Source organism: Candidatus Izemoplasma sp., assembly GCA_036172455.1.
Lineage (GTDB): Bacteria > Bacillota_I > Bacilli_A > Izemoplasmatales > Izemoplasmataceae > JAIPGF01.
Genome location: JAXKVY010000001.1, coordinates 293,339 through 306,089, shown reverse-complemented (window position 1 = coordinate 306,089; position 12,751 = coordinate 293,339). Strand labels below are relative to the sequence as shown.

Below are 12,751 nucleotides of genomic sequence, written 5' to 3'. Positions count from 1 at the left end.
AACATTCATGCACTTTAAGAATAAAAAAGATGCTATATTAAAAATATATGATTTGATCAATGAAAACGGTAGATTTGTTTTATCTATTGATAAGAATCAAAGTTCAACAATAAATAATGGCAATAGGATTATTGAAATTTATCCAGATGATCCGATAGCGACGGAAAAATACATTATTAACTCTGGGATGAAATTAATTGATAAATTTGAAACCGATTTTGCTATTATATTTGTTGCTATGAAATAGAGTAAAAATCTGTTATGATAAGACAGATTTTGGACTGTATAGGGTATTTCCAACACTTATTTTGGGAATTATACCCATTTTAATAGAAAAACCATCAGCAATGATGGCATTTTTTTTGGCTTTATTTAGAGATTTTTTCATATTCTTCAGGAGTATTATATTTAAGAGATGCATGTGGGCGAAGTGTGTTAAAAAAGATAATGTATTCGTCAATAGCTTTTTCTAGTTAATCATCACTAATTTAAATGTGAAATATATTGCTTCTTTAGTATTGACAAAATTTAGGATGTATGATATGTTAAATTTGAATTTAACACCAAGACTGACATAGTTGTATGTTGGTCTTATTTTATTATAGGAGGGGAGGTTATCTATTGAGAAAAGTATTAATTATTATTACATTCATGTGTGTTTTCTTTGCAAGCAGTTTTATTGAAGTTAATGCTTATCCGTACTTAGTTACTCCATATTGGCATTCAGATGATAACAAAGTTGGATATTTTGACTCGTCGACAATATCTTATGAGTATCAAAATATCACATGCGGAATGGATTCAGCTGATTTTGAAAACACTTTTGATAATGCAATCTATAGATGGGAATCTAATTTTTCTTTTACAATGAATGAAGTTACTTCTAACGAAGATATATCGCTAGGGTGTTTTACAAGAAGTCAGGCTTCGGGACTAGGAATAAATCCTTATGCTGTGGGGGTTACTTTTATGTCACACTATTCCATACCTGATTATACTTATATGAACCTTGACGATAAACTAATATATATTTATAGAATGGCCTACAGCCAAATTTTCTTAATATGGGATACTTCCGGAATGAATTCAGCACAAACAAGCGACTTTTCAGAAAGTCAATGGAATGAGGTTTCGTGCCATGAAATGGGACATGCTTTAGGATACTTTGGACATGCAACTTCAACTAATCAACTAATGTACCCATATGTACAAAATGCATATGAAGAACCGCAGTACAACGATATTGCACATCTTAAACTAGCCTATCAATAAGGAAGGAGAAAATTTATGAAGAAGATATTATTTTTGTTTTTTATATCATTTTTATTAGTTGGGTGCAATTCAATACCTGAAGAAGAATTGAATAACGAAAGTAATCAGGAATTTGCAGATAATTCTAATAGCACAATAAATGTTCCTGAAATTACTTCTACGCAAAATGATTTTGAAAAAACTGTAGATAGTAATCTTGAACCTGAAATAATTCAAGTCAATTTAACAATAGAAAATGATAATGGAATAGTAACTAATTACAACTTTAGTCATATCGAACTTTATCCAACGTTCGAAAGTATGCTTGCCTCAGATAAAGGTGAATTTAGATACCTTAAGCTAGAAGAAATCAAAGATTTTTCTATTTATTCAAATATGTATACTTTTGAAGATTTAAACACAAATGAGAAAATTGATGTAGTGTTTTATAAAAATATCTTTAATTTTATTATTGGAGAAAACTATATGATTCATGTATTTACAGATATTGAATATGATTACTATTTCGTTTCTGATGTACAACACGGAATTTTTTAGTATAAAGACAATAAACTTTTGTGTAGTAATAAATTTGAAAGCTTATATAACAAAGCTTTTGAAAATGAGTATCAATTCTTAGAATTATTTAATAAACAAAATGGACTGTATAGGGTATTTCCAACACTTATTTTGGGAATTTTACCCATTCAAATAGAAAAACCATCAGCAATGATGGTCTTTTTTTGGCTTTATTTAGAGATTTTTTCATATTCTTCAGGCGTATTATATTTATGTAAAAGTCAACTAAAAATTGTTTAAATATAGCGGTAAAAAATGTAGGTAAATTATTGCTGTGGTTTTGAAGAAGAATCCATGTATTGAAGTTTGTCTTTAATACGGTATGATTTACCTGTAATTTTAATAATCGATGAATGATGTACTAAGCGATCAATGATCGCTGTGGCGATGATGTTATCGCCGAAAACTTCTCCCCATTTACTAAATGGTTGATTGGTCGTAATAATGGTTGATTTCTTTTCATAACGTTTTGCTATTAACTGGAAGATGATATCTGCGTATTTCTTTTCGATAGGAAGATAGCCAATCTCATCGATAATGAGAAGTTTGTATTTCGAGTAATGCTTGATAATGTATTCATGGCGTCTGCCTTTAAGATTTCGATCATATCTGCTTTATCATAATTGAAATTTCTTTTCGTTATTTTGTGTTCTTTTATTAACTCTTTGTTATAATAAATTTGAAGTATTCCTTGGGTTTCTTTTATCGTAACTAGTTTTCCAATATACTTCGTGCTGATAGAATATTTGGATTTGTTGTATTGAACCATTGATTCTTTATTCACTTTTCTCACAATTGGTCTTGTAAAGAAGTGATCTAAGATATCCTGGTTTGGTAGCTTATTCAGGTATTCTTTTTCTTTTCTAAATCTCTCCCACGGCTTTTCATAGGTTGCTTGAGATTCTTTATTGTTCAGTTCTTCATTAAACTCTATTATGATTTCTCGTAAATCTTCAAAGTCTTCAAACTCTGTATTGTATATTCGTAATCGATTCATCAGTCTAGCTAGTGATTCGACTTTACCTTTTGTTTGGGTGCGATATGCCATACAGCTTTTCACTTCAAATCCCATGTCTTTACTGAACTGATAAAACTTGCTATTGATAAGTGGTTTTCGATATAACGTTCTACTTTGATCTACGACTGTTCTCATATTGTCAAATAGTATTTCTTGTGGAACGCCATCAAAATACTGAAACGCATTCACCATTGCCTGAAACAATGAATCTTGATTCTTGTTGATAGTCAATTCGATATACTTTAACCTTGAATATCCTAGAACCATTAAAAAATATCGATCTCGAAGATTTCTCCATGTCTACTAACGAGTTTCATTCGTTCCTTCCAATCAACTTGTGCCTGTAACCCTGGATTGGTTTCAAACCTCACAGTTGCTTTCTTTTGTCTATCAGATTGAATTGTCCGACAGTATTCTCGTAGAATCGTATATTGTCCCGTATATCCTTTTTTCTTGATATACTTTAGGATTTCTGTGACTGGCGCAGCCCATTCTAGCTTATCTTCAATAATCTCTCTAAAACCATCTAACTTCGATGGTCTTGTCTTTCTCTCCTTCTTTGGTTTCTCATCCTCATCGTAATACCTTTTCACTGTTCGGTAATCACAATTGTATCTTCTAGCTTCCTGACTAAAGTTTGGTTTGATTCCCTCTTTCTTATACATCTTCATGATCTCTTTGATGTCCTTTCTCATTTTGATATCCTCCAATCATTTTACTGATTCGATTATATCAAAAAAATAGAATTGTAGAACCGACATTTCTTTCCGTCATATTTCTACAATTCTATTCTGTCATATACAATATTTAACAGATGAATCAAACAGTTTTAAATCCGCCATTGGTATTGATATGGATACGCTAAGTGAATTATCAATTTAATAAAATAGATCTTAAAAAATATTGATTGATAGTATATCAAAAAATCAGACTAATGAGCACATAGTGTAGTTAAAATACATACTCAGATATTGCTTCTTTGTCCTATTAAAAATTGCACAAGACACTTTTTTATGATAAAATTATTCATACCAAATTAACGCTACTATAAGAGCATGTCATAGTATCGATAAGAAAGTAAGTGAGTCCATGTATCAAAAGTTAGAAATGTATAGTCCTTTATTACTCAAAATTGCATTGATTTTTTTAGCATTTCCCGCCCTCTTTTTATTTGGGTTTATTGGCTATAATGTTGTTTTGGGATTAGTAGATGGATTGGCACCATGGTTTTTATATCCAGTATATATCTTAGTGATGGCTGCAGCTGCATTGTTCACCTATACGCTAGTACCCAGTTTTCAAGTGGTCTTAGCATATGAGAAGAATGCTTTGTTCACAGAAGAAACCTATCAAAGAGTTCATCAAATTATGTCGCGTCTATTTATCATTACAGTGATCTTTTTTATTCAGTTACCATATTGGTTTATCATCGCCCAGTGGGATGATGCGCCTGGGTTAATCCTTATCATGAGCTATGTGATGGGTATTGCTTTTACTCTTACATTACTTGCGGCGTTGTGTAAACGTATTCTTGCCGAAAAAATAAACCTTAAGTAGTAGTATAATTCAATTAATTAGGAGGATTAAGAATGAGGTATCTATTTATTATCAATGAACCACCTTATGGAAACGAAAAACCATATAATGCCTTGCGCCTAGCGATGACATTACAAAAAGAACAAAAAGCTGATGTGAATGTATTCCTAATGGGAGATAGTGTTGTTAGTGCGGCACTTGGGCAAAAAACACCTGATGGGTATTATAATATGGAACGCATGGTGAAATCGGTTATCTTACGTAAAGGTCATGTCTATTTATGTGGGACATGTATGGATGCTAGAGGGATGAATGAAACAGGCATTGTTAAGGGTGCTAAACGAAGTACAATGAGTCAATTAGCAACGCTAACATCAGAAGCTGATAAAGTATTAGTATTTTAAGAACTCACACATCAATTATGGTGTGTTTATTTTTGGGCTAAGCATGGTGCACTTTTGCGTATTAAACATTTTTGTCCACACTATGTATGTGTTCGTTTGTATTGAGAAAGAATTCAACACTACCTAACGCCACAATTTAAACATCTTCTTAACCGTGAGTAACAAGTGTTCGAAAAAGAAATATTATTAATTCCTAATTAACAAAGTTCCATATTAAGAGGCTTTAATGGACGATAAAAAGCAATCGTAATCGTATTTAAATTGACTAATATATAAATACTGGATGCACTTTTGTTCTAGTTTTTTTATGAAATGATGTGTCATGATTGTTTAAGAAGGAGACAGGTAAATGAAAGCATTATTGATACAATATTTCGATAGAAATAAACGTATTCTTCAGGGTTTTTCAATGGTGACAATTTTATCATTTAGTTTATTTATGGTACTTGGTATGAATAGTATTGATGTCCCTGTAGATGTCATCTTCGTTACATTATACATCATGATTATACCTGGCATAATCTCACTCATATCTTTTACAAACATGAAACAGTTGTCACTAGCATATGCTGCTATAAGTATGGTAGTGCCGTTGGTTATTCTGACGCCGCTTTTGGGCATGTATGATATTATACGATCATTCAGTGATAATCTAGGGTATTTTATACCAATGATTTTTTTGGCCATACCAGCACAATTGATTCTCATCAATGTGTACCTTTGGTACCGAATGAGTATGAAACAAATGATTATTCGTCTAGTTGTTTTTATCCTTGGCTATATATTATTACTGTATCTATTTGAATATTTGGCAATGATCTATGAAAATAGTTTATTCACTTTGATATATAATGTGAGTTATTTTTATATACTAAATACCTTCTGTTTATTTTTTGCATTTAAACAACATGATTCAAAGGGGAGTGAACAATGACCCTACAACAAAAAATAGCATTATTTGAACAAATACGTGACCCAAAATATGTATTAAAAGAGACGCAAAGCGCTAAAGAAATTCTTGAAGTTGCTTTGTCAGAATCAGGAATTTAGATCCCTATATACGAGATAATTTAGCTTTAGAAATAGCCGCTTACATGGTATATAAAGATTATCTGTCAGACACTGAACTAAAGAATCTAAATCAGATATTAATATCTGAAGATTACTTATTTTATGGGTTGAAAAACAAACAAGAGAATAGTGTATTTAAAAGAACATTTACGTCGCTTATGATCGCTATGTTGTTTCTTATACCAAATAAAGAAGTTGTTTTATCTAGTCAAGAGTTGAAGCGCTTATATCAGGCATATCTGGAGTATCTCAAGCACGAATATGATTATAGAGGCTATGTAACTCATAAAGGATGGGCACATTTCTTTGCGCATAGTTCAGATGTTTTGCGACAATTTTTAAAGAGCCAACTTTTACAAATGAGTGGATAAAACGATATCTTGACACTGTATCGTCTATTGTACAAAACCCATTTTATGCGTTCCATCATAATCAAGAGGAACGTTTTAAAAACGCATTTTTAAAACTTGTTGAACGACCTGATATTGATAAAACATTACTTTATGACTTCATCCACTCCTTAACGAATTATAAAAGAACTAAAGAATTACCTGATGATTTAATCGTGTATGTAAACGTTAAGCATGTTTTAAGCACACTATATTTCGGTTTAGATGAGACAAATTATGAATTGAAAAATCATATAAAAAAAGCGATTCATAATTTAAGCGTTAATGAATAGCATAATGAGACACCTTTTTGGTGTCTTATTTAAAATAAGCTGTATCGTTAAAATTGAATCAGAATAATTTAAATGTTATTATAAAATTAGAAAGGTGATGAGTTCATGGTAAAAAAATCATTAGATACATATAAGAAAAAACGAGATTTTGATCAGACACCTGAACCCAAAAAGAAAGCTAATACATCATATGATAATCCAATCTTTGTTATTCAAAAACATAATGCATCAAATGAGCATTACGATTTTCGCTTAGAAGTGGAGGGTGTTTTAAAGTCGTGGGCTGTTCCCAAAGGTCCTTCTACAAATCCATCAGACAAACGGTTAGCAATTGCGACAGAAGATCATCCACTAAAATACGCTGACTTTGAAGGCGTCATACCCGAAGATAATTATGGGGCCGGAGAAGTTATCATATGGGATAAGGGGACATATGAGAACAACACAAAAAAAGATGGTGAGTCTATTTCGATGAAAACAGCTTATGACAAGGGCCATATTTCGATATGGCTTGAAGGGGAAAAACTTAACGGCGGCTACTCACTAGTCGATATTGATCGTGGCGACGATCAATGGTTATTAATCAAAGAAGATGACAAAGCAGCAGATCGTAGACGAAAACCGACAAAAACAGAACCAAAATCCATTGTAAGTGATCAAACAATAGAAAACTTAAAGGACAATGACAATGACTAAATTAACAGATATCTTAGATGATGGCATCGTGAATGATCTCAAAACCTCTGATCTTCCTAATAATGTTTCATTCATGCTAGCAACATTGACAGATGAATATTTTGATGATGAAAACTGGATTTATGAACGTAAACTAGATGGTCAAAGAGTTATGATACAGATTGATGAATCACGTCATATCTCCTTATTATCAAGGAATCATAAAATTTTGAATAAGCGCTATCCGGAGATTGTAAAAGCGTTTCAAAATCAAGCTATATCGGGAGCTATCTTGGATACTGAAATTGTTGCCTTTGAAGATGGTGTAACAAGTTTCTCAAAATTACAAAAACGTATGCATCTTGAGGATGAAACAACGATTAAAAATAACAATATAAAAGTATATTGTTATATATTTGATATACTTTATATTGATAACTATGATATTAGAGCATTGCCACTAAAAACCCGCAAAAAATTACTGAAAGAAATGGTTCAATTTGGCGAGCCAATCCATTATGTTCAACATATTAAGCAAGCAGGAAAAACATATTTAAAAGAAGCATGCGAGAAAAACTGGGAAGGTATTATCGCTAAAGACTATGATAGCAAATACCTTAGTTCTCGAAGTAAGAAATGGCTTAAATTCAAATGTATAAACAGGCAAGAGTTTGTGATTATAGGCTATACCGATCCAAGTGGTAAGCGAATTGGCTTTGGCGCTCTATTGGTTGGATACTTCGAGCACCAGACATTACAGTATGCTGGAAAGGTTGGCACAGGATATACCAATCACTTTTTAGACACCTTTATTAACGATTTAAGAGCAATCGAACAATCCTCTTCGCCGCTTCAAAATATCAAAACAATGGATACTCATAATGTTCATTGGGTTAAACCAAAATACGTTGCTGAGGTGACGTTTACAGAATGGACTGAAAATTCAAAGTTAAGACACCCTAGTTTTATTGGACTTCGAGATGATAAACCGATTAATGATATCCATAAAGAAAGTGGTGAATAAAACATGAAACACTATAAAGATTTTGAATATTCACATCTTGACAAAATGTATTTTCCTGAGAATAATCTAACAAAAGAAGACATTATTACCTACTATCAAAAAATAGCGGCTTTTATGTTACCCCATATCAAAAATCGTCCTGTTACATTAGAACGGTATCCAGAAGGGGTTCATAAAAAAGGTTTTTACATGAAACAAGTTCCTGATTATTTTCCAAACTGGATACATACGACTGCCATTGATTTGAAAGAGGGGGAGATGCAACAGCAAATTTTATGTAATAAAAAGAAAATATTAAGTTATTTAATTAATCAAGGGGTGATAACACTACACACTTGGTTATCAGACACATCATCACTAACAACCCCTAATAAAATGATATTTGATTTAGATCCCAATCAAAACAATCTCAAAGTGGTAAAATCAATTGCACTCACATTAAAAGATGTATTAGAGAAAAATGGGCTAACCCCGTATATTATGACAACAGGTTCACAAGGCGTCCATATTGTTGTACCAATCAAACCAGAATTAACATTTGATAAAGTAAAAGATGTTGCTGATTATTTCGCACAATTGTTAGTTGAAAAGTTACCCCAAAAAACAACGTTGGAACAACGCAAGCAAAAACGAAACGGTAAAGTTTTTATTGACACATTAAGAAATGCCTATGGGCAAACAAGCGTGGCGCCTTATAGTATAAGAACGGTAAAAGAAGCCGCTGTGGCAACCCCTTTAACGTGGAGAGAATTTAAGGTGAAATCATTTGATCCAAAACGGTATACTTACCATAATATTTTTAACCGATTAGGACAAATCAAAGATCCATGGCGAAATATTAATCGTTCACAGGTATCCCTTAATAAATTAATTGACAAATTATAAACTGAAGTCAGCTGACTTCAGTTTTTTTGAGTAAAAATATGATACCCGTTTCATAAATCGATATGACCTAAAGCGTTTACAAATAAAGTTAACCTATGGTACAATTGAAATATCTTTAAGAACTTAGGAGTGATGACATGGATCAGGAAAGCAGATTCAAAAGAGGACTCATCAAAGTGGGCTCTTTTTTGCATGAAAGGATTCTTATGTCTGTTTGGCGGTTTTTCAAGCAGTTAGTCTTAGGAATATATAATTTCTTTAAGCGGCTTTTTTTAGGCATTGTTAACTTTTTCCCTAAAATATATCACGCGATTAAAGAAGAACCAAAAGCGGCATTAAAGGGAATTAGTAGTTTCTTATTACCTGGACTTGGACAAGTTAGAAACAAGCAATGGTATAAAGCATTACCAATCTTTTTAGTGTTTTTCATCTTTATTTTAATTGAGATTTTTACCAGCAATTATATTTATGCAATATCTGGTGAAATTCAGGAGTTTCCAGCAGCCGCTGGAGAACCATTTTATTTTTTCCGTGATTACGGCGGATTCTTTACAAAAGGTATTTGGGGCTTATTTACGTTAGGTAAATTGGTCTTAGGTGATACTTATCGTGGTGAAACCATAGTCATTTTTGATAAGATCTTTACTTGGAAAAGTGCTGATAACTCACAAGTTTTACTCGGTGAGGGTACGATTGCCATATCATTATTATTGTTGCTTGGCGCAACATGGTATTTTGCAATAAAAGATGCATTTCAATCTCACATAGATATCCGCGAAACTGGTGAAGTTGAAGACTACAAAACATTTATTCGCCGTGTATGGGATGATTTCTTTGCATATATCATTATTATCCCCGCAGTGATATTGATTGTCTTCTTTACATTGATTCCATTCTTGTTCAGTTTCTTAGTTGCTTTTACAAGCTGGACAGGCCGTGTGTCAATCGGTGAACAACTCTTTTCCTGGCAAGGATTAGAGACCTTTAAACTGGTATTTGCCAATCCTGACTGGTTGAAGTTCTTCGGGGATGTATTATGGTGGACAATATTCTATGCCTTTATGAGTAGTGTGACAGTCTATGTCCTTGGATTAATTCAAGCATTGATCATTGAAAGTAAATATGTTGTCTTTAAACGCTTCTTCCGTGTGATGTTAATTATTCCATGGGCGATACCGGCGTTAATTAGTTTAATGTTATTTAGAAATGTATTTGCGGACAACTTTGGTCTTATGAATCAGATATTATATGAAGCGGATATGACCGATACTGTCAGAGAGTTCTTACGAGGTATTTCAATCTTTGGTAAACCACTCGTTGGACAAGCTAGTAACGGAAATGTCCTATGGTTAACTTCCCCAGATAATGGATTGCTTGCTAAATCAATTATTATTATCGTTAACTTGTGGATAGGGTATCCATACTTCATGATGTTAACAACAGGAGTACTTGGCACTATTCCAGCGAGTCTGTATGAAGCGGCCGATATTGATGGTGCGACAGACACCCAGAAATTTCGATATATTACGTTCCCTTGGGTGTTACGTGCAACAGCGCCTGTTATTATAACCACGTTTACCTTTAATTTTAACAACTTTGGAGCGATTTATTTCCTTAGTGGTGGTGGACCAGGTTATCCAACTGAAGCCATACCTCAGAGTGTTCGTGTCTTAGGAGCTGCGCCTGGACAAACAGATATTTTAATTTCGTGGATTTATAAACTAACTTTCCAATCAACTGTTAATCAATATAATTTAGCAAGTGTCTATTCGATTTTAATCTTCATCTTTATTGGACTTGTTGCTGTATATAATCTCAGTAAACTTAAATCATTCTGGGAGGAGGAATAATATGACAGTAAAAGAACGTATAAACCGTTTCTTTAGAAGGCTAACGGTTAAAAAAGTCATAATCGGCGTATTAGTGTATGGATGGCTTGGATTAATGTTAGTGATTGTCTTCACACCAGTATTATGGATGATATCAGCATCATTCACAGATGCAACACAATTATCTCAAGTGCCCGTTATTCCTAAGTTTAGTGAGTGGAGTATTGTAAACTATAAAGAATTATTTACTGAAAAATCTACAAATACTCAAGCATTTAGTGATTATATTCAAGCATTCTTAACAACTCTTATGATTGCTGTGACGAATACGATCTTAGTTGTATCATTGTCGTCCTTAGTAGGGTTTGCTTTTTCGCGTTATCGCTTTAAAGGAAAAAAACGTGTCTTACTGACAATGATGGGTCTTCAAATGTTCCCATCATTTATGGGAATGCTTGCATTGTTTATGTTCTTTAGACAATTTGGATTACTCAATAATCCCTTTGCTTTAACGTTAATTTATGTGGCGGGAAGTATTCCATATAATACGTTTATAGTACGAGGATTTATGCGTAATATTCCGAAGTCATTGGATGAGGCAGCAGCCATTGATGGCGCGACGAACTTACAGGTACTCATTAGAATTATTATCCCACTTGCAGTACCGATTATGGGATTCATTGCGGTTAATGCCTTCATGCAACCATGGTTAGATTATATCTTACCATCAGTTATCATGCCACAACGTGATACTGTTGCCATTTGGCTATTTAGATTTATGGATCCATTAGGGCATGAATATGATCCAATTAAATTTATGACCGGTGCTTTATTCTTAGCTGTACCGATTATGTTGGTACAAATTTATATGCAAAAATATCTTGTTTATGGTTTAACACAAGGTGCCGAAAAAGGATAAAATATAAAAAGTGTGGGCAAGCCACACTTTTTTAGAAGGATGTGTTTGTATGGACAAACTTAAACTATTTTTTAGAATGATGTTCAGTAATAAAGCAATACTGAAAGCAAACCAGTTTAATATCGTTATCGTGTTTTTATTATTATTTGTTAACGTGAGTTTGATTACAGTGCCCAATTACTATGGACTAGCAGATGGTGTGCGGATTATCAATCGACTTGACGGTATCTATGAAACATTTGACACGATGATTGATGATGACTTGCCGTGTGAAGTACGCAATGAGGCAATGGTCTGCGATGAATCCAATCTTAATGATTATTATGGCGATTATCGATTACAATATCGAGGTGAACTCGACACAGATAATGTGACAGAGAGTATTATCTATTTTGGAGAAGATTACCTCGCAATTATCTATGTAGATGAATCAGATACGGCATATATCTTAAGTGGCGATTATCGATTGTTAGATGAGTTTGATTTTCGAAATGTTAATTTCGCTGACGCAGATATGTCAGAAGCGGATTATACAGAATACATTACTGATGTATTTTTACAAAATGTATATTATAGCAACTTCAGTCAACAAGTCTATATGGTATATACAACACAATTTGCACAAACAGCTATCTATGTCATAATTTTATCTATCATGTTAATGATCTTAAATTACAAAGCTGCGATTAAAAAGATTTCATATTTAGCCGCGATTAAAATTGTAATTGTTGCCATGACAGGACCAGCGCTTTTAACAGCATTATTAGGACTCTTTATCATGGGATATGCTGGTATTATATTTATTCTAGCTTACGGGCTTAGAATGATGTTTATCTATTATCGAATAAATAACCACGATAGCGTTATCTATTAATATT

14 protein-coding genes are annotated in these 12,751 nt (G+C 32.9%); 12 read left to right on the top strand and 2 right to left on the bottom strand.

What is annotated here, in order from left to right; genetic code table 11:
- The first annotated feature begins 621 nt into the window (after positions 1-621).
- Together UMR38_01405 and UMR38_01400 are read left to right on the top strand one after the other, a co-directional pair.
- Positions 622-1,272, top strand: a complete 651-nt coding sequence (locus UMR38_01405) for a matrixin family metalloprotease (GenBank protein MEC9484516.1) — start codon at positions 622-624, stop codon at positions 1,270-1,272.
- A gap of 15 nt (positions 1,273-1,287) precedes the next feature.
- Complete coding sequence (locus UMR38_01400) at positions 1,288-1,809, top strand: hypothetical protein (GenBank protein MEC9484515.1); 522 nt, start codon at positions 1,288-1,290, stop codon at positions 1,807-1,809.
- A gap of 496 nt (positions 1,810-2,305) precedes the next feature.
- Here the strand turns inward: UMR38_01400 and UMR38_01395 are convergent, their stop codons facing one another.
- Both UMR38_01395 and UMR38_01390 read right to left on the bottom strand, forming a co-directional pair.
- On the bottom strand, positions 2,306-3,115 hold the full coding sequence (locus UMR38_01395) for a hypothetical protein (protein MEC9484514.1): 810 nt from the start codon (positions 3,113-3,115) through the stop codon (positions 2,306-2,308).
- On the bottom strand, positions 3,115-3,543 hold the full coding sequence (locus UMR38_01390; GenBank protein ID MEC9484513.1) for a hypothetical protein: 429 nt from the start codon (positions 3,541-3,543) through the stop codon (positions 3,115-3,117). The genes UMR38_01395 and UMR38_01390 overlap by 1 nt, the downstream gene beginning before the upstream one ends.
- 394 nt (positions 3,544-3,937) lie before the next feature.
- Between UMR38_01390 and UMR38_01385 the strand changes: the two genes are divergently transcribed.
- The 10 genes from UMR38_01385 to UMR38_01340 all read left to right on the top strand — a co-directional run bounded on the left by UMR38_01385 (position 3,938) and on the right by UMR38_01340 (position 12,747).
- Complete coding sequence (locus UMR38_01385) at positions 3,938-4,405, top strand: DUF2975 domain-containing protein (protein MEC9484512.1); 468 nt, start codon at positions 3,938-3,940, stop codon at positions 4,403-4,405.
- A gap of 32 nt (positions 4,406-4,437) precedes the next feature.
- Positions 4,438-4,788 carry a DsrE family protein gene (locus UMR38_01380; GenBank protein MEC9484511.1) on the top strand — a complete coding sequence of 117 codons (351 nt, stop codon included), beginning with the start codon at positions 4,438-4,440 and terminating at the stop codon, positions 4,786-4,788.
- A 349-nt stretch (positions 4,789-5,137) separates the two neighbouring features.
- The gene (locus tag UMR38_01375) at positions 5,138-5,722 is read left to right on the top strand and encodes a hypothetical protein (protein MEC9484510.1); all 585 of its coding nucleotides are present in this window, start codon (positions 5,138-5,140) and stop codon (positions 5,720-5,722) included.
- Positions 5,723-5,882: 160 nt separating this feature from the next.
- Entirely contained in the window at positions 5,883-6,230 is a 348-nt protein-coding gene (locus tag UMR38_01370; GenBank protein MEC9484509.1) for a DUF2785 domain-containing protein, read from the top strand.
- A gap of 416 nt (positions 6,231-6,646) precedes the next feature.
- Positions 6,647-7,237, top strand: coding sequence for a DNA polymerase ligase N-terminal domain-containing protein (locus UMR38_01365; GenBank protein ID MEC9484508.1), 591 nt, complete (start codon positions 6,647-6,649; stop codon positions 7,235-7,237).
- Positions 7,230-8,240, top strand: a complete 1,011-nt coding sequence (ligD, locus tag UMR38_01360; protein ID MEC9484507.1) for a non-homologous end-joining DNA ligase — start codon at positions 7,230-7,232, stop codon at positions 8,238-8,240. The genes UMR38_01365 and ligD (UMR38_01360) overlap by 8 nt, the downstream gene beginning before the upstream one ends.
- A 3-nt stretch (positions 8,241-8,243) precedes the next feature.
- A complete protein-coding gene (gene ligD / locus UMR38_01355) occupies positions 8,244-9,125 on the top strand; it encodes a non-homologous end-joining DNA ligase (GenBank protein ID MEC9484506.1) in 882 nt (293 codons plus the stop codon).
- A gap of 137 nt (positions 9,126-9,262) precedes the next feature.
- Positions 9,263-10,975: an ABC transporter permease subunit gene (locus tag UMR38_01350; GenBank protein ID MEC9484505.1), complete on the top strand. Its 1,713-nt coding sequence runs from the start codon at positions 9,263-9,265 to the stop codon at positions 10,973-10,975.
- Between the two features lies 1 nt (position 10,976).
- Positions 10,977-11,873 carry an ABC transporter permease subunit gene (locus tag UMR38_01345; GenBank protein ID MEC9484504.1) on the top strand — a complete coding sequence of 299 codons (897 nt, stop codon included), beginning with the start codon at positions 10,977-10,979 and terminating at the stop codon, positions 11,871-11,873.
- 49 nt (positions 11,874-11,922) lie between these two features.
- Positions 11,923-12,747, top strand: coding sequence for a hypothetical protein (locus tag UMR38_01340; GenBank protein ID MEC9484503.1), 825 nt, complete (start codon positions 11,923-11,925; stop codon positions 12,745-12,747).
- Positions 12,748-12,751 lie beyond the last annotated feature (4 nt).

What these genes read in the sequence shown, in the direction of transcription:
- UMR38_01400 (MEC9484515.1), top strand. Translation starts at nt 1,288, where the DNA reads ATGAAGAAGATATTATTTTTGTTTTTTATATCATTTTTATTAGTTGGG.
- UMR38_01395 (MEC9484514.1), bottom strand. Translation starts at nt 3,115, where the DNA reads ATGGTTCTAGGATATTCAAGGTTAAAGTATATCGAATTGACTATCAAC.
- UMR38_01390 (MEC9484513.1), bottom strand. Translation starts at nt 3,543, where the DNA reads ATGAGAAAGGACATCAAAGAGATCATGAAGATGTATAAGAAAGAGGGA.
- UMR38_01385 (MEC9484512.1), top strand. Translation starts at nt 3,938, where the DNA reads ATGTATCAAAAGTTAGAAATGTATAGTCCTTTATTACTCAAAATTGCA.
- UMR38_01380 (MEC9484511.1), top strand. Translation starts at nt 4,438, where the DNA reads ATGAGGTATCTATTTATTATCAATGAACCACCTTATGGAAACGAAAAA.
- UMR38_01375 (MEC9484510.1), top strand. Translation starts at nt 5,138, where the DNA reads ATGAAAGCATTATTGATACAATATTTCGATAGAAATAAACGTATTCTT.
- UMR38_01370 (MEC9484509.1), top strand. Translation starts at nt 5,883, where the DNA reads ATGGTATATAAAGATTATCTGTCAGACACTGAACTAAAGAATCTAAAT.
- UMR38_01365 (MEC9484508.1), top strand. Translation starts at nt 6,647, where the DNA reads ATGGTAAAAAAATCATTAGATACATATAAGAAAAAACGAGATTTTGAT.
- ligD (MEC9484507.1), top strand. Translation starts at nt 7,230, where the DNA reads ATGACTAAATTAACAGATATCTTAGATGATGGCATCGTGAATGATCTC.
- ligD (MEC9484506.1), top strand. Translation starts at nt 8,244, where the DNA reads ATGAAACACTATAAAGATTTTGAATATTCACATCTTGACAAAATGTAT.
- UMR38_01350 (MEC9484505.1), top strand. Translation starts at nt 9,263, where the DNA reads ATGGATCAGGAAAGCAGATTCAAAAGAGGACTCATCAAAGTGGGCTCT.
- UMR38_01345 (MEC9484504.1), top strand. Translation starts at nt 10,977, where the DNA reads ATGACAGTAAAAGAACGTATAAACCGTTTCTTTAGAAGGCTAACGGTT.
- UMR38_01340 (MEC9484503.1), top strand. Translation starts at nt 11,923, where the DNA reads ATGGACAAACTTAAACTATTTTTTAGAATGATGTTCAGTAATAAAGCA.